This is a genomic window from Clostridium sp. TJA032 (genome assembly GCF_058310275.1).
Genome location: NZ_JBZEFB010000004.1, coordinates 24,410 through 49,490, shown reverse-complemented (window position 1 = coordinate 49,490; position 25,081 = coordinate 24,410). Strand labels below are relative to the sequence as shown.

Annotated in this window: 20 protein-coding genes and 1 other annotated feature; of the genes, 15 read left to right on the top strand and 5 right to left on the bottom strand. The window is 28.4% G+C overall.

Annotated features, from left to right (window positions below):
- Nucleotides 1-3: 3 nt before the first annotated feature.
- Nucleotides 4-243 (bottom strand) — a binding site (T-box leader).
- Between the two features lie 104 nt (nucleotides 244-347).
- Entirely contained in the window at nucleotides 348-1,064 is a 717-nt protein-coding gene (locus AC4FRL_RS09665) for a cytochrome b5 domain-containing protein (RefSeq protein WP_491139989.1), read from the top strand.
- Between the two features lie 128 nt (nucleotides 1,065-1,192).
- On the opposite strand, the gene AC4FRL_RS09660 is transcribed toward AC4FRL_RS09665, so the two are convergent.
- Nucleotides 1,193-1,891, bottom strand: a complete 699-nt coding sequence (locus AC4FRL_RS09660) for a metallophosphoesterase family protein (protein WP_491139988.1) — start codon at nucleotides 1,889-1,891, stop codon at nucleotides 1,193-1,195.
- A 181-nt stretch (nucleotides 1,892-2,072) separates the two neighbouring features.
- On the opposite strand from AC4FRL_RS09660, the gene AC4FRL_RS09655 reads away from it, so the two are divergent.
- Nucleotides 2,073-3,149 carry a M24 family metallopeptidase gene (locus AC4FRL_RS09655; protein ID WP_491139987.1) on the top strand — a complete coding sequence of 359 codons (1,077 nt, stop codon included), beginning with the start codon at nucleotides 2,073-2,075 and terminating at the stop codon, nucleotides 3,147-3,149.
- A gap of 75 nt (nucleotides 3,150-3,224) precedes the next feature.
- Here the strand turns inward: AC4FRL_RS09655 and AC4FRL_RS09650 are convergent, their stop codons facing one another.
- From AC4FRL_RS09650 to murC, 4 genes are all read right to left on the bottom strand, one after another.
- Nucleotides 3,225-4,451: a NupC/NupG family nucleoside CNT transporter gene (locus AC4FRL_RS09650; protein ID WP_491139986.1), complete on the bottom strand. Its 1,227-nt coding sequence runs from the start codon at nucleotides 4,449-4,451 to the stop codon at nucleotides 3,225-3,227.
- A 64-nt stretch (nucleotides 4,452-4,515) separates the two neighbouring features.
- Nucleotides 4,516-5,334, bottom strand: coding sequence for a purine-nucleoside phosphorylase (locus tag AC4FRL_RS09645; protein WP_491139985.1), 819 nt, complete (start codon nucleotides 5,332-5,334; stop codon nucleotides 4,516-4,518).
- Between the two features lie 114 nt (nucleotides 5,335-5,448).
- Nucleotides 5,449-6,468: a LacI family DNA-binding transcriptional regulator gene (locus AC4FRL_RS09640; protein ID WP_491139984.1), complete on the bottom strand. Its 1,020-nt coding sequence runs from the start codon at nucleotides 6,466-6,468 to the stop codon at nucleotides 5,449-5,451.
- A 208-nt stretch (nucleotides 6,469-6,676) separates the two neighbouring features.
- Nucleotides 6,677-8,050 (bottom strand): UDP-N-acetylmuramate--L-alanine ligase, encoded by a 1,374-nt coding sequence (gene murC / locus AC4FRL_RS09635; RefSeq protein WP_491139983.1) that lies wholly within the window; start codon nucleotides 8,048-8,050, stop codon nucleotides 6,677-6,679.
- Between the two features lie 361 nt (nucleotides 8,051-8,411).
- On the opposite strand from murC, the gene purR reads away from it, so the two are divergent.
- The 13 genes from purR to yabN all read left to right on the top strand — a co-directional run bounded on the left by purR (nucleotide 8,412) and on the right by yabN (nucleotide 25,048).
- Entirely contained in the window at nucleotides 8,412-9,215 is an 804-nt protein-coding gene (gene purR / locus AC4FRL_RS09630; protein ID WP_491139982.1) for a pur operon repressor, read from the top strand.
- A 111-nt stretch (nucleotides 9,216-9,326) separates the two neighbouring features.
- Nucleotides 9,327-9,599 carry a septation regulator SpoVG gene (gene spoVG / locus AC4FRL_RS09625; RefSeq protein WP_491139981.1) on the top strand — a complete coding sequence of 91 codons (273 nt, stop codon included), beginning with the start codon at nucleotides 9,327-9,329 and terminating at the stop codon, nucleotides 9,597-9,599.
- 204 nt (nucleotides 9,600-9,803) lie between these two features.
- Nucleotides 9,804-11,168 (top strand): bifunctional UDP-N-acetylglucosamine diphosphorylase/glucosamine-1-phosphate N-acetyltransferase GlmU, encoded by a 1,365-nt coding sequence (gene glmU, locus AC4FRL_RS09620; RefSeq protein ID WP_491139980.1) that lies wholly within the window; start codon nucleotides 9,804-9,806, stop codon nucleotides 11,166-11,168.
- A gap of 56 nt (nucleotides 11,169-11,224) precedes the next feature.
- The gene (locus AC4FRL_RS09615) at nucleotides 11,225-12,184 is read left to right on the top strand and encodes a ribose-phosphate diphosphokinase (protein ID WP_491139979.1); all 960 of its coding nucleotides are present in this window, start codon (nucleotides 11,225-11,227) and stop codon (nucleotides 12,182-12,184) included.
- Nucleotides 12,185-12,452: 268 nt separating this feature from the next.
- Nucleotides 12,453-13,139, top strand: a complete 687-nt coding sequence (locus tag AC4FRL_RS09610; RefSeq protein ID WP_011010926.1) for a response regulator transcription factor — start codon at nucleotides 12,453-12,455, stop codon at nucleotides 13,137-13,139.
- Entirely contained in the window at nucleotides 13,139-14,548 is a 1,410-nt protein-coding gene (locus AC4FRL_RS09605; RefSeq protein ID WP_491139978.1) for a HAMP domain-containing sensor histidine kinase, read from the top strand. The genes AC4FRL_RS09610 and AC4FRL_RS09605 overlap by 1 nt, the downstream gene beginning before the upstream one ends.
- Nucleotides 14,549-14,568: 20 nt before the next feature.
- Entirely contained in the window at nucleotides 14,569-15,726 is a 1,158-nt protein-coding gene (locus AC4FRL_RS09600) for a S1C family serine protease (protein ID WP_491139977.1), read from the top strand.
- Nucleotides 15,727-15,845: 119 nt separating this feature from the next.
- Complete coding sequence (pth, locus tag AC4FRL_RS09595; RefSeq protein WP_491139976.1) at nucleotides 15,846-16,412, top strand: aminoacyl-tRNA hydrolase; 567 nt, start codon at nucleotides 15,846-15,848, stop codon at nucleotides 16,410-16,412.
- A gap of 31 nt (nucleotides 16,413-16,443) precedes the next feature.
- A complete protein-coding gene (gene mfd, locus AC4FRL_RS09590; RefSeq protein WP_491139975.1) occupies nucleotides 16,444-19,953 on the top strand; it encodes a transcription-repair coupling factor in 3,510 nt (1,169 codons plus the stop codon).
- 112 nt (nucleotides 19,954-20,065) lie between these two features.
- The gene (locus AC4FRL_RS09585; RefSeq protein WP_491139974.1) at nucleotides 20,066-21,094 is read left to right on the top strand and encodes a peptidylprolyl isomerase; all 1,029 of its coding nucleotides are present in this window, start codon (nucleotides 20,066-20,068) and stop codon (nucleotides 21,092-21,094) included.
- Nucleotides 21,095-21,290: 196 nt separating this feature from the next.
- On the top strand, nucleotides 21,291-21,839 hold the full coding sequence (gene spoVT / locus AC4FRL_RS09580; RefSeq protein ID WP_491139973.1) for a stage V sporulation protein T: 549 nt from the start codon (nucleotides 21,291-21,293) through the stop codon (nucleotides 21,837-21,839).
- Nucleotides 21,840-22,038: 199 nt separating this feature from the next.
- Nucleotides 22,039-23,571 carry a putative polysaccharide biosynthesis protein gene (locus AC4FRL_RS09575; RefSeq protein ID WP_491139972.1) on the top strand — a complete coding sequence of 511 codons (1,533 nt, stop codon included), beginning with the start codon at nucleotides 22,039-22,041 and terminating at the stop codon, nucleotides 23,569-23,571.
- Nucleotides 23,572-23,596: 25 nt separating this feature from the next.
- The gene (yabN, locus tag AC4FRL_RS09570; protein ID WP_491139971.1) at nucleotides 23,597-25,048 is read left to right on the top strand and encodes a bifunctional methyltransferase/pyrophosphohydrolase YabN; all 1,452 of its coding nucleotides are present in this window, start codon (nucleotides 23,597-23,599) and stop codon (nucleotides 25,046-25,048) included.
- Nucleotides 25,049-25,081 lie beyond the last annotated feature (33 nt).

Sequence of the window (25,081 nt, the reverse complement as noted above, 5' to 3'; positions counted from 1 at the left end):
ATTTAATGGGACGAATGGCATTATTCGCGGTACCACCCAAATTGCTATAAAATAGCCGGCTTTATGAACACTAAAATGTTCCTCAAGTGTAACGGCCTGAAACCGTCTAAGTCTACTCTCCTAAAGGATTTCGGTTAGAAACTCAGAGATGTTCTTCAAAATAGGACACACTACAGAACTTACACCATAATCTGCTCGCTTAAAGTTAAATCCTAAAACTACTCTTCTCTTCATAGTAAATAAAATCTATTTAGTTCAATTAATAATGATTTTACAATAAAATATTAACATTTGCAATATTAAGCGCATAGAAATATATAGATATAGTGCGTAATATAGGAGTTTTTATGTGTAATTTTTTTGATGAAAAGTTTGAGGAAATAAACAAAATAAAATATTTAATGACATTTTGTAAAGAGGAAAATCAAAAAAATATATATAGGGAGAACTTGGAGAAGGTTTTTAAGGAATTTATTTTAGAAAAAGATGAAGTTAATAAAGAGACTTTCCCTATTATTACTAGGGAGGAATTAGCAAGCTTTAATGGTAGGGATAAAGAAAAAATTTATATAGCTATAGAAGGAGTAATTTATGATATTTCAAATTTAAAAGAATTTAAAGAAAGTCCATATAATTCTTTAAAGGCTGGAAGTGATGTAACAGAAGAATATAACAATTTACTTAAAGATGGAAATTATGACATACTTAAAAATATTAATAAGGTTGCTCTTTTAGCAGAACCTTATGAAGAAGAAGTTATTAAGGATAAGGAAGATAATTTTAATAAAGAGGAGTTAAATATAATTCCTTTAGAAGAACTTTCAAAGAATAATGGGGAAAAAGGTTCTTTATATTATATAGCCATAGAGGGAATAGTTTATGATATAAGTAATTTACCTTTAGTAAATATATTAAAGAATATGGGGTTAAGTTTAGGCAAAGATCTTACAGAAGAATTTAAGAATAAATATAGAGGAGATAAAAAGATTTTAGAAGGAGCTAAAAAGATAGGGATTCTTCATGAATTTAAAGAATCTATTAGAGGAAAACATATAGAAAATTAAAAATAGCTATTAATTTAAAATTACCTTAGTAAAATAAAAGCTAGATTACCATATAAACAATTAAATTAAAACTTTAATAAGATATATTTTAGTTTTAATTAATTGTTTAAATAGGTCTAGCTTTTTATTTATTCTTTACCTGATTCATAAGAATAGATTAATTTTTGTGGGAAATTTTTAAGTTCCATGTCTTTCATAGTTCTTTTATATTCATAAGGAATACTTTTCATTTCAACTTTTAATTTGAACTCATTTGAGAAATCTAATATAACATAAGTTGCATTAGGTTTACCATTTTTAGGTTTCCCAACGCTTCCATCATTTATTATAACTTTATTTCCTAGTTTTTTAGCATAAGGAATATGAGTATGAGCACAAACTAAAACATCTTCAGAAAGTTCATTCATTATTTCCTCTAAGCAAGGAGAGTTCTCAGTTAAATATTCATTTATTTTTCTTGGACTTCCATGTACAAATTTAATGGATTTTCCACAGATATTCATAGATAGGTTATCAGGAAGATTATCTAAATAATATCTATTAGAAGTTCTAAGTTCTTCTACTGTCCATGGAAGAGAAAATGAGTTTATTTCTGTATCTCTAATGTATGTATAATCATTATCAACAACAGAGGCATCATAATTCCCTTTTAAGCACAATATATTTCTTCTTCTTATAAGTGCTATTACTTCATTAGGATGAGGCCCATAACCAACTAAGTCTCCTAAACATATTATGGAATCAATATTTTGGTTATCTATATCTTCTAGAACTTCTCTTAAGGCATATAAGTTTCCATGTATATCTGATATTACTGCTATTCTCAATTTAAAGACCTCCTTATTTATTAAAAATTTTCCTTATAAACATTATATAACAATTTAGTGGACAAAATGAAAAATAAATATTACAAATAAGAATATTATGTATAAATTGCTTGGCATTAGGCATATTTAAATATGGTATAATTTATTTAAAGAGTTTAACTATTAGAGAGGAGCGATTAAGGTGAAAGAGGGAAGAGTAAAAAGAATTATAGAAGCTATGAAAGAGAATAATATACCTCAAATGTTAGTTTCATCACCGGCAGCAATATTTTACTTAACAGGTAAATGGATAGAGCCAGGAGAAAGGTTAGTAACACTTTATTTAAATACAAAAGGAGAAAATAAGTTTGTAGTAAATGAATTATTTCCTATAAATGAAGATTTAGGAATAGATATTTTATGGTATAACGATACTATGAATCCTATAGATATCTTAGATAAAATAATAGACCATGAAGAAATTTTAGGAATAGATAAGGATTGGAAGGCTCATTTTCTAATTCAATTATTAGATAGAAATTCAGCTAAGAAATTTGTAAATGGTTCTCCTATTATTGATAGAGTTAGAATGATAAAGGATAATGAAGAAATAGCTTTAATGAAAGAAGCTTCAAGAATAAATGATATTGTAGTTGAAAAAGCAATAAAGAGCTTAAAAGAAGGAATGACAGAAAAAGAAGTGGTAGCAGTTTTAGGACAGGGATATGAGGAGTATGGATGTCAAGGATATTCTTTTGAACCTATAGTTGCTTTTTCAGCTAATGCAGCAGACCCACATGCAGAATCAGGAAACCAAAAGTTGAAAAAAGGTATGGGAGTTTTAATAGATACTGGATGTAGAAAAGATTATTATTGCTCAGATATGACTAGATGTGTTTTCTTTGGTGAGCCTACAGAGCATCAAAAAGAAATATTCAATATAGTTTTAGAGGCAAATAAAGCAGCTATTAAAATGATTAAACCAGGCGTTAGATTCTGTGATATAGATAAGGCAGCTAGAGATGTTATAGAAAGCGAAGGATATGGAAAATACTTTACTCATAGAACTGGTCATTCAATTGGAATAGAAACTCATGATTTTGGAGATGTTGGTTCAACTAATACTGATTGTGTAAAACCAGGAATGATTTTTTCTGTAGAACCAGGAATATATCTTCAAGGAGATATGGGAGTTAGAATAGAAGATTTAGTTTTAGTAACTGAAGAGGGTTGCGAGAGATTAAATCATTTAAATAAAGAAATTGTTATTATAAAATAGTATTTAAAATAGAAAGAACATTCTTCCTTTGAAGAATGTTCTTTTATTTTTTAGGTAATTTTTTAAATTAAAGTATTAAGCGCTAAATAAGATACCTGCTATAGTTGCTGTCATACAAGTTGCTAATACACCACCTAAAAGTGCTTTAAATCCTAATTTAGCTATGATTGGTTTCTTCTCTGGAGCTAAGCCACCAATACCACCTAATTGAATAGCAACTGAACTTAAGTTAGCAAAACCACAAAGAGCATAAGTTAATATCATTATAGTCTTTGGCTCTAAAGTTCCATTTGCTATATAGTTTGATAATTGTGAGTAAGCTAAGAATTCGTTAACTGCTAACTTAATTCCAAGTAAGTCACCAGCTGCGAAAACGTCTTTAGTAGGAACTCCCATAATGAAAGCTAATGGAGAGAATAATCTACCAAGAATCCAGTTTAAGCTTAACCAAGGTGCACCAAAAATTCCGCCTATTGCTCCGAATAAAGCATTAATCATAGCTATAAGAGCAACGAATGCAAGAAGCATAGCACCAACATTTAAAGCTAATCCTAAGCCTTCAGCAGCACCATTTGCTGCAGCTTCAATAACATTTTCACTTTCAACTTTAAGCTCTAAAGTTCCGCCACCTTTAGTTTCAGGAACTTCAGTTTCAGGAACTAATATCTTAGCTAATATAAGTCCTGCTGGAGCTGCCATAATTGAAGCAGCTAATAAGTTACCAGCATTTACACCCATAGCAACATAACCAGCCATAACACCACCGGCAACAGTAGCCATACCACCTACCATAATTGCACATATTTCTGACTTAGTCATGTTTTTTATGTATGGTTTAACTAGTAGAGGAGCTTCAGTTTGACCTAAGAATATATTACCAACTGCGCTGAAAGTTTCAGCACCGCTTGTTCCTAAGACCTTACAAACTCCTTTAGCAATAACTTTAACTACTATTTGAACTATACCTAAGTGGTAAAGTACACTCATTAATGATGAGAAGAAGATAATAGTTGGTAATACTTGTAGAGCAAATATCATTCCGAATTTGTCTGTATCAAGTAATGGTCCAAATAAAAATGAACTACCTTCTTTAGTAAAGTCTAATAATTTAGTTATTCCACTACTAATCCATTCAAAAACTGCTCTACCAGCTGGAACTTTTAGAATTAGTAAGGCAAATACTATTTGTAATAAAAGTCCAGTACCAACTAATCTCCAGTTGATTTTCTTACGATTTTCAGAAAAAAGAACAGCTATACCAATAATACAAATAAGACCAATTACACCAATAAACCTATCCACATTTATTCTCCTTTTCTTATGTTTTTTATATTATTTTATTTAAAGTATATAAATTTAATAAAAATTAAATTTCTTTTATTATGTTAGTCATTAGTTCTATGAATGTTTTTCTAACCTTAGCTGAAGTTTCCATAACTTCTTCATGGTTAAGTGGTTGTTCTAAAATACCAGCAGCCATGTTAGTCATACAAGATACACCAATAACTTTCATTCCACTATGGTTAGCTACTATAACTTCAGGAACTGTTGACATACCCACAGCGTCTGCTCCTAAAATTCTAGCCATTCTAACTTCAGCAGGAGTTTCATAAGTAGGACCACTAAACATAGCGTAAACACCTTCTTTTACTTCTATACCAAGGTTTTTAGCTATATCTTTAACTTGTTCTCTTAAATCCTTATCATAAGCATTTGACATATCAGGGAATCTAGTACCAAATTCGCTTAAGTTTTTACCTATTAAAGGATTTGAGCCAGATAAATTTAAATGATCTGATATTATCATTAAATCTCCAGGAGTGTAATCTTTATTAACAGCACCAGCTGCATTAGTAACTACTAAAGTTTCTACTCCTAATAATCTCATAACTCTTACAGGACAAGTAACTTCTTGCATTGAATATCCTTCATAGAAGTGGAATCTTCCTTGCATTGCAACAACTTCTTTACCTTGGAATTTTCCTATAACTAATCTTCCAGCATGACCTTCAACTGTAGATACAGGGAAATTTGGAATTTCATTGTATGGGAAGTATTCAGCATCTTCTATTTGGTCTGCTATAGCACCTAAGCCAGAACCTAAAATTAATCCTAATGTTGGATTATACTTACTTTTTCCTTTTATGTACTCTGCAGCTGTTTTAATTTTCATTGATAAATCCATAACTTTACACCTCTTTAATAAAATTTTAATTTAGTAATAATTTTAATTGTGGAATATTTCTAGTTTGTGGTAACGCTTACTTTAAAATGTATAGAATTCTAAATTAAACTTAATTTATTTTAGTAACTTCTCTGAACCTTTTAAAACAAGTTCAGGAGTTATTATTATACTGTTTAGTTCTTTTTTTGAATCGTCTTTTAAAGATTCTATTAGCAAGTTCATGCCAATTTCTCCAAGTTCTCTAGTAGGACCATTTATATGACTAAGGTTTACACCTAAGGTATCTAAAATAGGTATATTATCAAAGGAAATTAATGAAATATCTTTTGATAATTTAAGGTCTGCTTCTCTTAAAGCTTTTAAACACCCTAAAGTCATAAGGTTATTACATACAAAAATAGCCGTTGGTCTATTTTTCATTGCTAGTATTTTTTTTGTACATTCATAACCACTTTCCTCATCATAGTTTCCGTAAAAAATTAAATCTTTATTTATAGGAATGTTATTCATGAGCAAAGCTTTTTCATATCCTAATAGTCTGTCTTGAGAAGGTTTAGATGTCATGCGACCAGTTATTATAGCTATTTCTTTGTGGTTAGCTTTAATTAAGGCCTCAACTGCATCATAAGAACCTTTAATATTGTCTACAAAAACTCCATTGAAATTATGATACTTAAGACTTCCATCAACTAATATAACAGGAATACCTAAGTTTGTTATTGTTTTTAAATATTCGCTATTTAAATCATTTTCAACAGAGGTTGGACAAATTATCATGCCTCTTATTCTTTGTTCTTTTAAAGTTTTTATAGCTTTAATTTCTTTATCTATACTTTCATTAGAATCACAAAGAATTAAATTAAGATTATGTTTTTCTGCAACATCACTTATTCCTTTTATTATTGACCCAAAAAAGGGGTTTGTAATATCAGGAACAATAACGCCTATAGTATTTGTAATACTTTTAGAAAGACTTCTAGCTATTGCACTAGGCGTATAATTATATTTATTTATAACTTGCATAACTTTTTCGCGGGTTTCATCTTTAACATATCCTGAGTTATTTATAACTCTAGAAACTGTTGCTAAGGAAACACCTGCTTCTTTTGCAATGTTATTTATGGTTACAGACATTTCATTCACCCCCTTGTACATATTATAGATTAACTGAGAAAATAATTAAACAAATATTTTCCAATAAAAATTTAATTTGATTTTCTGTGTTATCGCTTACATAAAATTGTACAAAAAAAGGATTACTATGTGTAAATGATAACATTATTTTTACAAGAATGCAAATAAAAAAAGACTATTTTTTTAATAAAATAGTCTTTTTTTTAATTTACTTTAAAAAAAGTTCACCAACTTTTACTACATCGCCAGCTCCAACTGTTAAAAGTAGGTCTCCTTCTGATAAGTTAGCATTTACATAATCTAGTGCTTCCTCATGAGAATGTACATTTTTACACTTAACTCCATGTTTTCTTATAGCCTCTCCTAATTGGTCAGAACTTACTTCTCCTAAGTCCTTCTCCCTAGCAGCATATATGTCCATTAAAACAAGCTCATCACAATCATCAAAACATTTAACAAAATCATCAAATAAAGTCTTAGTTCTTGTGTAAGTATGTGGTTGGAATACACAAATTATTTTATTATTTTTCATTTTTTTAGCAGTACTTAAAGTAGCTTTTATTTCTACAGGATGATGAGCATAATCATCAATAACAGTTACTCCATTTTTAGTACCTTTATATTCAAATCTTTTATGAGCCCCACCGAAAGAGGAAAGTCCTGAAATTATTGATTTTGAGTCTATATTAAATATTTCACCTACACATACAGCAGATAATGAATTTGATACATTATGCATACCAGGAACATTTAAGGAAAGTGATAAAAGTTTTTCCTCTCCTTTAAATACATCAAATGTAGCACAACCCTTTTCGTTAAACTCAATATTTCTAGCTTGTATATCTCCATTATTAATTCCATAAGTTAATACATTGCATTTAGCATCTTTAATAACTTCTAAGACTTTTTCGTCATCAGCATTTCCTATTATATATCCATCCTCAGGAATAAGTGCAACAAACTCTTTGAATGTATCCTTTATGTGATTTATATCTTTGTAGAAATCTAGATGGTCTGCATCTATATTTAATATTATACCAACATATGGGAAAAATCTTAAGAAACTTTGTTTATATTCACAAGCTTCAGTTATAAAGTATTCACTATTACCAACTCTAAAGTTTCCATTTATTATATCTAAATCGCCACCAACTAATATAGTAGGGTCTAAGTTTGCGCTAAGAGCAACATGAGAAATCATTGATGTTGTAGTAGTTTTTCCGTGAGTTCCAGCTACTGCAACATTAAATTTATGCCCTTTCATTATTTGGCCTAAAAATTCAGCTCTATCCATTAAGATAAGGTTATCTTCCTTAGCTTTAATTATTTCTGGGTTATCATCTGAAATAGCAGCAGTATATACAACTATATCTACATTTTCTAGGTTTTCTTTTTTATGACCTATGTATATTTTTGCTCCTTCTTCCTTTAATCTATTAGTAATTTCTGATTCTTTTGAATCAGACCCTGAAACTTTATAACCAGCATTAAGAAGTACAGCAGCTAAGCCACTCATACTAACTCCGCCAATTCCTATAAAATGAACTTTTTTATCAATATCTTTTAATAAATCGAAAGACAAGATACCAACTCCTTTACTTATATACACTAATAATTATATACACTTTTTTGGAAAAGCACACAAAAAAATTATTTTTAAAAGTATTTTATGATAATTTACTTATTTTAGTGAAAATAGAATAATAGATAATTATACACTTAAAAAGGAAAATGTTAATAATTATTAATAAAAAAAAATTAAAATTCGCACAGAGTAATATATAACTGGTTAACAGTATTAACAAAGTTTGTTATAATTATTTTAAATGTAGGATTAATGGTTAATTATATTAATGTGTGTGGTTTTTTAGGAGAAAATATCAATAAATTGTGGAAAAATATATACTTGTGTACTGGAAATTTATATAGGTCAGGTGATTAATATGGAGAAGTTAAGTAGAAATAGCAGAGTATCGATTATAACAAAAGTTCTTATAGAAAATCCTAATAAAATAATAGGATTAAATAAGTTTTCAGATCTTTTAAATGCGGCAAAATCAACTATAAGTGAAGATATAGTTATAGTTAGAGAGGTTTTATCTAAGTTTTCTATGGGAAAGGTAGAAACAATAGCAGGAGCGGCAGGTGGAATAAAGTATATTCCTGAAGTTGGAGATTTAGAAAAAAGAAAGTTTTTAGATGAACTTTGTGATATTGCAAGTGAAAGCAACAGAGTTGTTCCAGGTAATTTTTTATATGTTACCGATATCATGTTTAATCCAAGTATAATAAGTAAGGCTTCTATTATATTGGCATCTTATTTTCAAGATATGGATATAGACTATGTAATAACTGTAGAAACTAAAGGAGTTCCTTTAGCTTATGAAGTTGCCAAATGTTTAGGTGTTCAATTAATAACAGCAAGAAGAGATAGTAAAGTAACAGAAGGTTCTACAGTTTCTATTAATTATGTTTCAGGAACTTCAGGCAAAATACAACAAATGTGTTTATCTAGAAAATCTTTAAAGCAAGGAAGTAAATGTATATTTATAGATGATTTTATGAGAGGTGGCGGAACTGCAAAAGGTTTAGTAGATTTATTAAAGGAATTTGATTCTGAACTTCTTGGAATTGGTGTATTAATAGATAACAAATTATCTACAAACAAAATAACTAAGGACTATGTTTCTTTAATAGATATTATAGAGATAAATGAAAACGGAGTGAAAATGGTACCCTCTATTTAATAAGAAAATGTTATTATGTTAAAAAATAATTTACAAAAAATATGAAAAAAAGAAGGATTTCAAAATTTTTCATAGAATATACATAATAACAACAACTGGAGGTGTACCATAATGAATATTACAGATGTAAGGATTAGAAAGATAGCTTCAGAAGGTAAAATGAAAGCTATAGTTTCAGTAACTTTTGAAAATCAATTTGTAGTCCACGATATAAAGGTTATAGAAGGACAAAATGGACTTTTTATTGCAATGCCAAGTAGAAAGACACCAGATGGAGAGTTTAAAGATATAGCTCATCCTATAAATACTGAAACTAGAGAAAAAATTCAAAAAGCTATTCTTGATGAATATGAAAAGGTTAAAAATTTAGATACTCAGGAATAATTTAAATAAAAGGAAGTTAACTTCCTTTTATTTTTTTATTCTAATATTTTACTTAGGGTAAAAGTGGTAACTTAATGTTGAAATAAGATATTTATTAACATATAATTGAAAATGAGAAATTTAAAGATTTCTTAAAAAAATAAGAGATTAATTTTAAATAGTATAGCTTATATAATAAAATGAGTATCACAAAGAGGTGTTTTTATGAATAAATGTGCTATAATATTAGCAGCAGGTCAAGGAACTAGAATAAAATCTAAGTTACCAAAAGTTTTACATAAAGCTTGTGGAAAAGAAATGGTTAACCATGTAATAGATGCTATGAGAGATGCAGATATAGATGATGTTAACGTAATAATAGGAAAAGGTGCTGACTTAGTTAAAGAAAGAACAAAATCAAGAAATGTCAGTTATTCTTTACAATCAGAGCAGTTAGGTACTGGCCATGCAGTAAAATGTGCGAAAGAATTTTTAGCAGGAAAAACAGGAGTTGTGGCAATTTTCACAGGAGATGCTCCTTTAATAAAAGCTGAAACTGTTAAAAATCTAATAGATTCACATATAAAAGAAGATAATTCTGCTACACTTTTAACATCAATTATAGAAAATCCAACAGGATATGGAAGAATAGTTAGAAGTGGTGATTCAGTTGAAAAAATAGTAGAACATAAAGATTGTAATGAAGAAGAAATAAAAATACAAGAAATAAATGCAGGAATGTATTGTTTTGATATAGAAAGTCTTTTATCTTCTCTAGAAAAGCTTTCAAATAATAATGCTCAAGGAGAATATTACTTAACAGATGTTATAGAAATATTAAAGAAAGAAAACAAAAAAGTTGGAGCTATGATAACAGATTTTGAAGAAACTTTAGGAGTTAATTCAAGAGCTGAACTTGCTAGAGTTGAAAGCATAATGAGAAATAGAATAAATAGAACTCATTTAGATAATGGGGTTACTATAATAGACCCTCTAAACACATATATAGAACCAGATGTAGTTATTGGAAGAGATACTATAATATATCCAGGTAATGTTATAGAAGGAAAAACGGAAATTGGAGAAGATTGCATTTTATATCCTAATTCAAGAATTAAAGATAGTGTAATAGGAAATGGTGTTGAAATTCAAAGTTCAGTTATTTTAGAGAGTAAAATAGGTGATGAAACAACTGTAGGACCATTTGCTTATGTTAGACCAGAAAGTGTTGTAGGGCAACAAGTTAGAATTGGGGATTTTGTTGAAATAAAAAAATCAACTATTGGTAATAATACAAAGGTTTCACATTTAACTTATATTGGAGATGCTGAAGTTGGAGAAAGATGTAACTTTGGTTGTGGTACAGTTGTAGTTAACTATGATGGAAAGAATAAATATAAAACAATAATAGGTGATGATTCATTTATAGGATGTAATACTAATTTAGTTTCTCCTGTTGAAGTAAAAGATAATACTTATATAGCAGCAGGTTCAACAATAACTAAAGAGGTTCCAGAAGGAAGTTTAGCTATAGCAAGAGCTAAACAAAAGAATATAGAGGGCTGGGTTGAAAGAAAAAAGCTTAAATAAGCATTAAATATACAAAGGCCAAAGGCTAGGTTTAATTTTAAGGAGGTCTTCACTAAATGGAAAATCATTTAAAAAACATAAAAATATTTACAGGTAATTCTCATCCAGAATTAGCTAAAGAAATTGCAAAGGCTTTAAACATAGAATTAGGTAAAGCTGAAGTTGGAACTTTTAGTGATGGAGAAATATCAGTAAATATAAAAGAAACTGTTAGAGGTTGTGATGTATTTATAGTACAGTCAACTTGTAGTCCTGTAAACAATAATTTAATGGAGCTATTAATAATGATTGATGCTTTCAAAAGAGCTTCAGCAGGTAGAATAAACGCTGTTATACCTTATTATGGATATGCTAGACAAGATAGAAAAGCTAAGTCAAGAGATCCAATAACAGCTAAGTTAGTGGCAGATTTATTAACAGCAGCAGGTGCTGACAGAGTTCTTACAATGGATTTACATGCAGCTCAAATTCAAGGATACTTTAATATACCAGTAGACCATCTACTAGGTTCGCCTATATTAGCAAAATACTTTGTTAATAAAGGATTAGCTGATAGAGACGATGTAGTTGTAGTGTCTCCAGATTTAGGTTCTGTAACTAGAGCAAGAAAATTTGCAGATAAGCTTAATGCTCCTATAGCTATAATAGACAAAAGAAGACCAAAAGCAAATGTATCTGAAATTATGAATATAATAGGTGAGGTTAAGGGAAAAGTTTGTATCTTAATAGATGATATGATAGATACAGCAGGAACTATAACTAACGCCGCAAATGCGCTTAAAGATTTAGGAGCAACAAATGTATATGCTTGTTGTACTCATGGAGTATTATCAGGTCCTGCCTTTGAAAGAATAAATAATAGTGCTATTGAAGAATTAGTTATGCTAAATACTATAGCTCTTCCTAAAACAGAAGGCTTAGAAAAATTTAAATCTTTATCAGTAGCACCTATAATGGCAGATGCAATAAATAGAATTTATGATGATGAACCATTAAGTGGATTATTCCAAGATTAAAAAAAGAGCGCTTATGTCGCTCTTTTTTTTTATAAATTCACTAAAAAATGAAACATTTTTTAAACAAAAACGTTTAAATTTGATTAAAATGTAAAAATAAAATAATTTTGTTAATTATAAATTGATAAAAATCAATAAATGTTTTACACTTTATTTATATACATTAATAATATTTTTAATGAAAAATATTTTATTTTTAAAGTATAAAATTGCACAAATAAGGACAAATGTAGAATAGTTACAGAAAGGATTTTAAGAGGTGAATTTTATGGAAGGTTTATTAGGAAAGATTTTAATTGTAGACGATGATGAAAATATATGCGAAGTAATAAAAATGTACTTAGAAACTACAGGCTACAATGTTAAAGTTGCACATGATGGAAAAGCTGCTAAAGAAGAGTTTGTAAACTTTAGTCCTAACTTAGTTGTTTTAGACATGATGTTACCAGGAATTGATGGAATGGAAGTTTTAAAATGGATTAGAAAAGATAGTAATGTTCCTGTAATAATGTTAACTGCTAAAGGAGAAACTTTTGATAAAGTCTTAGCTTTAGAAATTGGTGCTGATGACTATGTAGTTAAACCTTTTGAACCAAAAGAATTATTAGCAAGAGTAAAAGCTGTAATGAGAAGATATTCAGGAGAAGAACCTGATAATGTAGTATTAAACTTCCCAGGCTTAACTATAGATGCTAATTCTTATAAGGTTATATATAATGGAGAAGAAGTTAAAACTCCACCTAAGGAATTTGAACTTTTACATTACTTAGCAAGTAATAAAAATAAAGTTTTCACAAGAGATCAACTTTTATGTGAGGTTTGGGGATATGATTACCCAGGATATTCAAGAACTGTAGATGTTCACATAAAAAGATTAAGAGAAAAGTTAAATGGTGGAGAGGATTGGCAACTTGAAACTGTTTGGGGTGTTGGGTACAAATTTGAGGTGAAATAATGAGATGTCGTGGCTTAGTTCCAAAGTTAATCTTAACACTAAGCGTAACAATATGCATTACTTTCTTTATTGTTGGTATAATACTCTCTAGCTTATTTAGAAAAGAATATTATCAAGAAAGATTAAAAACTTTATCTGGAGAGGCTGAGGTTATAGAACAAGTTGTAAATTCATTTATGAATAGTGAAACTACTTTAAGTGAATTAGACAAGTCTATATCATTTATTGGAGATTCACTAAAAGCAGATATTTATTTAGTTGATAGTTACGGTTACATATATTCAGTTTCAAATGAAAAATATGATTATCTAAAACGAACAAAAATAGATGATGAAGATATGAAGGTATTAAAAGAAAATACATCTATAGAGAGAAAAAAGAAAAAAGAATTTATATATTCTAAACCTATATTCTATAAAGGTGTATTTACTGGAGCTATATCTATAGTAACACCTTTAAGTGCATTGTCAGATTCTCTTGTTAGAATTAATCAGATAGTATGGATGTGTGTAGCTGTAGCAATAATTTTTTCAGGATTAGCAATATATTTTATTTCTAAGAAGATTATTATAAAGCCTTTAAAGGTTATAAATAATGCTGCTAAAAAAATTGCTAATGGTGAAATTGGAAATAGAGTTAATGTCTCTTATGATGATGAAGTTGGTGAACTTGCAGAGTCTTTTAATATAATGGCTACTTCTATTGAGGAAGCAGAATTGAATAGAAGAGAATTTATATCTAATGTGTCTCATGAGTTAAGGTCTCCTATGACATCTATTAAGGGATTTATAACTGCCATATTAGATGGAGTTATTCCTAAAGATAAAGAAGAGTATTATCTTGTTATAGTAAACGATGAGATAAGTAGATTAACTAGACTTATAAATGACTTATTAGACTTATCAGCTATGCAAGCTGGAAAACTTGAGTTTAATATAAGTGAGTTAGAATTAAATAGAATAATAGAAACAACTGTGTTAAAGATGAATCAAAAGGCAACAAGTAAAAACATAAAGGTTGAAGTTTTACTAGAGAGCGAAAAACAATATGTTTATGGTGATAATGATAGACTTATACAAGTTGTTACTAATTTAGTTGATAATGCAATAAAATACTGTGATGAAAATGGTGAGGTTAAAATATCAACTAAAACAAAAGGCGGTAAAATTGTTGTTAGTATATTTAATACTAGCAAAGGAATTGATGAGTATGATTTAACCCATATTTGGGATAGATTTTATAAAGTCGACAAAGCAAGAAGCAATAAGACTAGTACAGGATTAGGTCTATCAATTGTTAAAAATATAATTCTTCAATTAGAAGAGGATATTTGGGCTGAAAATGTAAAAAATAAAAATGGTCAAATAATAGGTGTTAGATTTAATTTTACTTTAACTAAAGTTAAATAAGTATTGCATAGGGGGGCTTTATGGGGAATTTTTTTAAAAACTCTAAAAAGGGGAAGGAGACCCATGGAGTAAATGAAAATAACTATGACAATATAGTGATTAAAAAGGATAAAAAAAGGTTTTGGATAAAAAACTTATTAAAGTTATTTTGTTTTATTATTCTAGTTGTTTTAGTGAGTTTTATTGCCTTTAAACACTATACTAAAGATTTAACGATTAAAGAACAAAAAGAAAGTCTTTTAAATGAGATAAAAGATGGAAGGTATGATATAACTAATTTAGTTAATAAATCAGGGTCTAGTTTAGTTACGATTAGTGAAGATAGTAGTAATTTATCGTCAGAAAAAGAATCTGATAAAAACGTTTCAGGGTCTATTGTGAGAACAGATGGATACATAATAACTAGTTATAGTGCCATAAAAGAATTTTCAAAAGTTTATGTTAAGATATCAGGTAGTGATATCAATCCTTTTGAAGCTAGAATTGTTGGATTTGACAAAGAAACAGATATTGCAGTTTTAAAAATAGGTGCTAATGGATTAAAAAGTATTTCAACATCTGAATTAGAAGTTGTGGAAGTAGGAGAAAAGGTTGCTGCCTTAGGAAATTCAAGTTGTGAAGAGCCCTTAGGTTTTGTTACAAATGGAATAATAACTTCTCCTATAAAAAAACTTGAGTTAAGAAAAGATGAAAATAATGATTCAGATTCTCTAAGTCTTATAGAAACTAATTCTTTAATAAATTCAGAAAATAATAGTGGAATATTATGTGATTATAATGGAGTTGTAATCGGAATAAACAGTCTATATTTTACCAAGAAATTTTCAAAAGAAGGAATATATTATGCAATAGAGATAAATGATGCCTTAAGAGTAGTTGATTCCATAATAAGAAAAGATGGGGAAACTTCTAATGTTACCTTAGGAATTACTGGTTCTACTGTTTCAGATGAAAAAAGTAATGTTTATGGAATATATGTAGAAGATGTTGAAAAAGATAGTAATGCCTTTAAAGCTGGAATAAAGCCTACGGATATAATAATTGAAGCTAATGAAAAAGAGATTAAAAATGTAGAGGATTTAGTTAATTTATTAAAAGAATATTCAGTAGGTGATGAGATTAATATTAAAGTTATAAGAGGAGAAGATATTAAAGATATTTTAGTAACTTTAAATTAATAAAAAGGTAAAGCCCTTCACAAAGTGAGGGGTTTTTTATTGTTTTATATTAATAGTGAAAGTATAATTAAAGAATGATTTAATTTTTAAATAATAACTTATTTTATAGGGAGGTTAATATGATTTTAGTAGTAGGATTAGGAAATCCAGGAAAACAGTATGAACAAACTAGACATAATATTGGTTTTGATGTAATTGATTATATGGCAAATAAGTATAATATTGATGTAAATAGGGAAAAATTTAAAGGGGTTTTAGGTGAAGGATTTATAGAAAATGAAAAGGTTATTTTATTAAAGCCTTTAACATATATGAATTTAAGTGGAGAAAGTATAAGAGAGCTAGCTAACTTTTACAAACTAGAAGATGATGAAATAATAGTTGTTTATGATGATATTAGCTTAGACATAGGAAGATTGAGAATTAGAGAAAAAGGTAGTGCTGGTGGACATAATGGAATAAAAAGCATTATACAAAATCTTGGTGGAGATAAATTTCCAAGGGTTAAAGTTGGGGTAGGACAACCTAAGGATAATTTAGTAAATCATGTTTTAGGGAAATTCTCAAAAGAAGATAGAGAAAAGATGGAAAAAGTTATTCCTATAGCTAGTGATGCAATAGTTGAAATAATAAAAAATGATGCTAAGGAATCAATGAATAAATTTAATGGAGTTAATATAGAATAATTTATTTACTTTAGAAATGGTGGTGTTTAGATTGAGGTTACAGGGGTTAATGACTCCCTTATTAAATAGTGAGGCTTTTAAAAAGACAAAATCTTTTATTGAAAATGAAAAATATCCAATAATTATAAAAGGTTTATCTGATTCTGGAAAATCCTATTTTATAAATGGTATATATGAAGAATCAGATAAGCCTATAGTTGTTGTTACTCACAATGATATTGAGGCTAGAAATATATATGAAGATTTATCTTTTTATTTACCTAATGTTTATTATTTACCTTCAAGAGAAATAGTTTTTTATAACATAGATGCAATTTCAGGAGATTTAAGATGGGCAAGATTAAAAGTTATAAAGGAGATGCTAAGAAGTACAAAAAAAATAATTGTTACATCAATAGAATCTTTTATAGCAACCTATACGCCTAAAGAACTTTATAAAAATCATGTTTTTAAAATTAAAGTTGGAGATGAAATAAATTTAAATGATATTGCAAGTAAACTTGTTGAAAGTGGATATGAAAGATTAGAAACTGTTGAAGGTAAGGGAGAATTTTCTTTAAGGGGAGGCATATTAGATGTATTTCCTCCTAATTCTTTAAATCCTTTTAGAATAGAACTTTTTGGAGATGAGGTTGAGTCTATAAGAACCTTTAATGTGGAATCTCAAAGAAGTATAGAAACAGTAAAGAGAGCAGAGATTTTTCCTGCTAAGGAGATTATATTAAATAAAGAAATAATAGAAAAAGCTGTAAAAAAAATGAGAAGTGAACTTTCAGAATTTGAAAGTAAGGTTTCAGATAAAGAAGTTAAAGAAAGGCTTAATAAAGTAATTAAAAGGAATATAGAATCTTTAGAAGAGAAATGGAATTTTGAAACTATAGATAGTTATCTTCCTTTCTTTTTTGATAAGCCAGCAACACTTTTTGATTATTTTAATAACTATACTTTTATAATAGATGACGCTAAAAGATGTAAGGGAAAATTAGAAAGTACTATTTTTGAGTTTAAAGAAAATTATGAATCTTTTTTAGAGAGAGGAAGCATATTACCCTCACAAATTAATTTGATTTTAGATGATAGTTTTGTTGAGGAATCTCTTAAGAGTAATAAGGTTATAAATTTAGTTCCTTTTGGAGAAGGCGGTTTTATAGATTCTTTAAATAGAGTTGAAATAAAACAAATTACTAAAAGTGGTTATCAAGGAAAACTTGATATGCTTATAGAAGATATAAAAGAAAATAAGGAAAATGGATTTAAAACATTAATACTTTCAGGAACAAGACCAAGAGGAGAAAGATTAGTAAATACTTTAAGAGAACTAGATATAGAAAGTGTTTATAAAGATGATGTTAATGATATAAATGATGGAGAAGTAGTAATAACCTTTGGAGAACAAAATAAAGGATTTGAATATCCTGATATAAAAATTTCTTTAATATCAGATAAAAGTGTTTTTGGTGAAAGTAAAAAAGCTAAAAAGACTAAGAGAAAAAAATCAAAGGGCGTATCTAAGATTAAAAGCTTTGCAGAGTTAAAGCCTGGAGATTATGTAGTTCATGTAAATAGTGGTATTGGAGTTTATAAGGGAATAAAACAAATAGAGGTTCAAGGACATAAAAGAGATTATTTAGATATTGAATATTCTAAAGGTGATAAGTTATATGTTCCTGTTGAACAATTAGATTTAGTTCAAAAATATATAGGTTCAGATAGTGCCTCTCCTAAGATAAGTAAGCTTGGTGGTAATGACTGGCAAAAAGCTAAAGCTAAGGTTAGAAAGTCTATAAACGATATAGCTGGTGATTTAGTTAAATTATATGCAGAAAGGTCAACGGTTAAGGGTTATAAATTTTCAAAGGATACTCAGTGGCAAAAGCAATTTGAAGATGAATTCCCATATGAAGAAACACCAGACCAATTATCAGCTATTGAAGATATAAAAAGTGATATGGAAGCAAATAAGGTAATGGACAGATTGCTTTGTGGTGATGTTGGATATGGGAAAACTGAAGTAGCTATTAGAGCGGCATTTAAAGCAGTAATGGAAGGAAAGCAAGTTGCATTCTTAGTTCCTACAACAATACTAGCTGAACAACATTATAAGAATATGAAAAAAAGATTTGCTGGTTTTCCTATAAGAATAGATATGATAAGTAGATTTAGGACAAAGAAACAGCAAACTGAAACTTTAAAAGCTTTAAAAGAGGGAAATGTTGACATATTAATAGGAACTCATAGGCTTGTATCTAAGGATATTCAATTTAAAGATTTAGGACTTTTAATTGTTGATGAAGAACAAAGATTTGGTGTTGCTCAAAAAGAAAAAATTAAAAGCTTTAAGAAAAATGTTGATGTTCTTACTTTAAGTGCAACTCCTATTCCTAGAACACTTCACATGTCCCTTACTGGTGTTAGAGATATTTCAGTAATAGAAACACCACCTGAGAATAGATATCCTATACAAACATATGTTGTAGAACAGAATGACCAACTTATTAGAGATGCAATTTTAAGAGAAGTTAATAGAGACGGTCAAGTTTATTTTGTTCACAATAGAGTTGAAAGTATCCAAGAAGTAGCAAATTATATACAGGAACTTGTTCCAGAGTGTAAAGCAACTGTAATTCATGGACAAATGACAGAGAGACAGTTAGAAACTGAAATGATAGATTTCATGGAAAGAAAATATGATGTTTTAGTTTGTACATCAATAATCGAAACAGGAATTGATATTTCAAATGTAAACACAATGATAGTAAATGATGCTGATAAAATGGGGCTTTCTCAACTTTACCAATTAAGAGGAAGAGTCGGAAGAAGCAATAAGGTTGCTTATGCATATTTCTTATATCAAAGGGATAAGGTTTTAACTGAGGTAGCAGAGAAAAGGCTTAAGGCTCTAAAAGATTTCACAGAACTTGGCTCAGGTTTTAAGATTGCGATGAGAGACCTTGAAATAAGAGGAGCAGGAAATATGATGGGTTCAGCTCAGCATGGACATATGGCTGCTATTGGGTATGATTTATATTGTAGAATGTTAGAGGATACTATAAGAATTATAAAAGGTGAGATGGATAGAGAACCAGTTGAAACTACTGTTGACTTAAAAGTTGATGCCTTTATTCCTTCAAGTTATATAAAAGATGAAATTCAAAAGATTGAAGTTTATAAGAAAATTGCAGCTATAGAAAATGAAGAAGATTATGAGTATGTTAAAGAGGAATTAGAAGATAGATTCTCATCTATTCCACATACTGTATATAATCTTATGGATATAGCTTATATAAAAAGTAAAGCAAAACTTTTAAATATTGAGGAAATAAAAGAAAGAAATGAAGATGTAATATTTATCTTTGAAAGTAGAGAAAGAACTGATAAGAGAATATTTAAAATTCTTTTAGAGGATTATAAAGAAGATATATTAATTGAATTTTTAGATAAGCCAACACTTTTATATAGAGTTAAAGATAGAAAGAAAGAAGATGTTTTAAAAATATTTAAGGAAATGCTTGATAAAATAATAAATTTAAGAAATGAGTAATTAGTGAATTAATAATTTATAAATTGAAATATTATTGTAACATTGATATACTAAAATAGGATTTAATTAGAATATTATGTAAATTTTAATAGGAGAAAGGCGAGGTATTAGAATGATAAGTGTAAAGAAGATAGTAGGAGCTGCACTAGTTGGAGTTTTAATGTTTGGTGCTGTTGGGTGTAATATGGTAGAAAAAACTCAAGCCGCTATTGAGAAAACTGCTGTAGCTACAGTAGACGGAGAAAAAATAACTTTAGGAGAAGTTGATTCACATCTAAAGGGACTTTTTGATAGCTTAAAGGAGAAATATGGAGATAAGTACATGGAAGACCCAGAGGCTGCTCAACAAATATTACAACAAAGACAAGGAACTTTACAAGGAATAGTAAATGAAAAAGTATTAGTTATTGAAGCAGGAAAATTAGGCGTAACACCATCAGAGGATGAAATAAAAAAAGAAGTAGATAAGCAATTTGAAAGTATTAAAAAGCAGTTTGGAGATAATTTTAAAAAGGCTTTAGAAAATGAAGGCTTTACAGAAGAAACTTTTAGAGACTACTTAAAAAATCAAGTTATAGCTCAAGCTACTATAAATGCTGCTACTAAAGATGTAAAGGTAACAGATGAGGATGCTAAAAAATATTATGATGAAAATAAGCAACAGTTTGTAGCGAATGCAACAGGGGTTCTTACAAGACACTTATTATTTGAAAATGAAAAAGAAGCTCAACAAGCTTATGACGATATAAAATCTGGTAAAACAACATTTAACGATTTATTTGAAAAATATCAAAACAATAAAGCAGAAAAGAAAACCCCTATAGCAGAAAGTTTAGGAGTAGTTCCTGAAGAAAATTCAGGTTTAGATCCAGACTTTGTAGCAGGATTAAAAGATTTAAAAGAAGGTGAAATATCTAAGCCTATAAAAACTAGATTTGGATATCATATAATTGAAGCTGGTCCAACTTATGAAAAAGGTGCACAATTACCTTTTGATGCTGTTAAATCACAAATAGTACAAATGTTAAAACAACAAAAAGATTCAGAAAAGTTTAATCAAGATATGGACCAATGGAAAAAAGATTTAAATGTAAAAGTTTATGAAGATAAATTACAAGAAGGCTTAAAAATAAGCAAATAGTATTTATTAAGACTTATGGAAGTTATTCCATAAGTCTTTTTTTATTTAGAACTTTAATATATATTTTCTTAATTTGGCTATTAAATTTAAAGATGACATAAATAGAATGAATATGCATAAAATTTCAAATAAATTTAATACTATTAGTGTACATAAAAATTAGTAATTATTATGTTTTATAAGGAGGTACAAATAAATGAAAGCTACAGGAATAGTAAGACGTATTGATGATTTAGGTAGAGTTGTAATACCTAAGGAGATAAGAAGAACTTTAAGAATAAGAGAGGGAGACCCTTTAGAAATTTTTACAGATAGAGATGGAGGAGTAATATTAAAAAAATACTCACCAATAGGAGAATTAACTGATTTTTCTAAAGAGTATGCTGAAGCTTTACAACAATCAACAGGACATATAATTCTTATATCTGATAATGATGCGTTTATATCTGTAAGTGGAACTTCTAAGAAAGAATTTTTAGAAAGAAAAATAAGTGATGACTTAGAAGATATAATGAACAAAAGAAAGTCTGTAGTATTAAGTGCTAATAATAAAAATTTAATACCTATTCATAGTGATGATGAAGAAGGAAAATACACAGGTCAAGTAATAGCACCTATATTAGCAGAAGGGGATGCTATAGGAGCAGTAGTTATACTTTCTAAAGAAGGAAAACCTTTAGGTGAAGTTGAGCAAAAATTAGCAGAAACAGCTGCTAACTTTTTAGGAAAACAAATGGAACAGTAATTTAAGCTATTATAATTTAATAATTATATTTTAAATAGTAATAATACCTCTGAATTTTAAATAATATAAAATGAGACTTAATTAAAGTAAAGTAAATCCTTATTTTAATTAAGTATTACAAAGGTTGAATTTCTAATAAATATTATAAAAGACATAGTATTTAAATATAATTTATTTAATTTAAATTTGGAGGTATTTTATGAATAAACAATCCCTTATAAAAGGTAGTTTAATACTTGCTTTTGCTGGAATTTTAGCTAAGTTTCTTGGGTTGTTTTTTAGATGGCCCTTAATAATGTTAATAGGAGATGAAGGGTTAGGATATTATCAAATGACATATCCCTTATATATGCTCTTTGTTGCAATTGCAGCAGGAATACCTATTGCAGTATCTAAACTAGTGTCAGAAAAAAATGCATTAGGAAAATATGAAGAAAGTTTTCAAGTAATAAAAGAAGCTTTAAAAGTTATGGTTTTGTTAGGAATAGGGACAAGCATTTTTTTAGCAGTAGGAGGAAAGTTTCTTTTACCATTTTTAAAATGGGATAATAAAGCATATTATTCAATATTAGGTATTTGTTTAGCACCAACTTTAATTGGAATAATAACTCCGATTAGAGGATTTTTTCAAGGTTTTCAAAATATGAATCCAACAGCTGTATCTCAAGTTATAGAACAAATAGGTAGAGTTGTTATAGGTGTTGGATTAGCATATTTTTTAATAGATAAAGGAATTGAGTATTCTGCTGGAGGAGCTTCCTTTGGTGCAGTAGCTGGAGCCTTTGTAGCTTCAATATATTTAATTCCTAAGTATAGAAAAATTAAAAAAAGTTTTAGGTTAGGAAAAATAAAGGGAAGTCATAAAATATTTATGGAAATAATAAATATAGCACTTCCTATATCCATAGGTGCAGCAGTAGGAAGTGTTATGGGAGTTATAGATTCTGTTTTGGTTCCACAAAAACTTTTACAAGCTGGTTTTACAGGGCAAGAAGCTACTGTTTTATATGCTCAACTAACAGGAAAGGCAACAGTATTTACTAACATTCCTATGACATTAGCAACAGCTTTAGCAGCATCAATAATACCTATAATTTCTGAATTGTATATTCTTAAAGATAAATTTCAAGTTAAAGAAAAAATAGATACTACAATGAAACTATGTATGATAGTTTCAATTCCTTGCTTTTTAGGGCTGTTTTTCATGGCAGAACCTATAATGAATCTTTTATTTCCAGGGAAAGCTGATGGATTTATGATATTAAAATATTTATCAATAAGTATTCCATTTTTAGTTGGAACACAAATAACAACATCTATTCTACAAGGTATGGGTTATTACTATAGACCTGTTCTTCATCTGTTTATAGGATGTATATTAAAAATTGTTTTAACAATTACTTTAATACCTATAAAATCTTTAAATATTTATGGTGCTGTAATAGCAACAATAATATCTTATTCTCTAGTAGTATTATTAAATCTTTTATATATGAAAAAGAGATTTAAATATAAGCCTAATATAAAAGATGTAATAATAAAGCCAATATTTGCATCAATTTTAATGATTGGAACTGTTTTATATTTATATTCGCAAGCTTTAAAATATAGTGAAAAGAACAGTATATCTTGCTTAATAGCTATATTTGTGGGTATTATTATATATATGATATCATTGTTTGTACTTAAGATTTTTAGTATTGAAGAAATAAAGGGAAAGCTAAAAAATTAATATAAATTGCGAAGGAGAATATGGAATGCTTAAGATAATTGGGCTAGGACCAGGTGCCTATGAAGCTTTAACAATAGGTGCATTAAAAGAGTTAAAAAACAATAAGAATATATTTTTTAGAACAGAAAAACATCCTACAGTTGATTTTTTAAAAGATGAAGGAATAAAGTTTAAATCATATGATTATGCTTATGAAAAATATGATAATTTTGATGAAGTTTATAAATATATTGCAGAGGATTTAATAACTAAAGTTAATAATGAGGAAGATTTAATCTATGCTGTACCAGGACATCCTCTAGTAGCTGAAAAGTCAGTAGTTAATTTAATTGAATTATGTAAAGAAAAAGATATTAACTATGAAGTTTTACCAGCAGTTAGCTTTGTGGATGCTATGATGGAAGCACTTCAAGTAGACCCTATAGAAGGGGTTAAAATAATTGATGCCTTTGATATGAAAAATCAAATTTTAGATAAGCGTGTTGGGACTATAATAACTCAAGTGTATAATAATTTCATAGCTTCTGAAGTTAAGTTAAGGCTTTTAGAAGCATATGAAGATGATACTGAAATAATATTTGTAAGAGCAGCTGGAGTTGAAGGTTTAGAGAGTATAAGAAAAATACCTTTATATGAGCTAGATTGGCAGGAAGATATAGATTATTTAACATCAATCTATATTCCTAAAGATTTAAATAATAAAAAAGACTTTCAAGATTTACTAGATATAATAGAATTTTTAAGAAGTCCTGAAGGATGTCCTTGGGATAGAGAACAAACTCATGAAAGTTTAAAGAGTGCTCTTTTAGAAGAATGTTATGAAGTTATAGAGGCTATTGAAAATGAGGATGAAGAGGCGTTAATTGAAGAACTTGGAGATGTCTTACTTCAAGTTGTATTCCATTCTTCTATAGGAAAAGAAGATGGATACTTTGATATTATGGATGTAATAGGTGCAGTATCAAATAAAATGATAAACAGACATCCTCATGTTTTTGGAAATAAGAATGTTGATAATTCAGAAGAAGTCTTATCAAATTGGGATGAAATAAAAAAAGAGGAAAAAGGAATTAAAACTTTAACTGAAGAAATGGAAGGTATTGCGAAATCACTTCCAGCTACTACTAGAGCATATAAGGTTCAAAAAAAGGCTAAAAAGGTAGGCTTTGATTGGGATAATATAAATTGTGCTATGGATAAAGTTAAAGAAGAATTAGAAGAAATAAAAGAGGTTTATAATTGTGAAGATAAGTCAATAATAGAAGGTGAAGTAGGCGATTTACTTTTTGCATGTATAAATGTAGCAAGGTTCTTAGAAGTGGATGGAGAATTAGCTTTAGATAAAACAATTAAAAAGTTTATAAAGAGATTTTCATACATTGAAAATCAAGCAATAAAGAACAATAAAAATTTAAAAGATATGTCTTTAGAAGAGATGGATAAACTATGGGAAGAAGCTAAAATAAGTGAAAAATAAGCGTTTTTACTAATTTATGGCTTGTTAAAATAT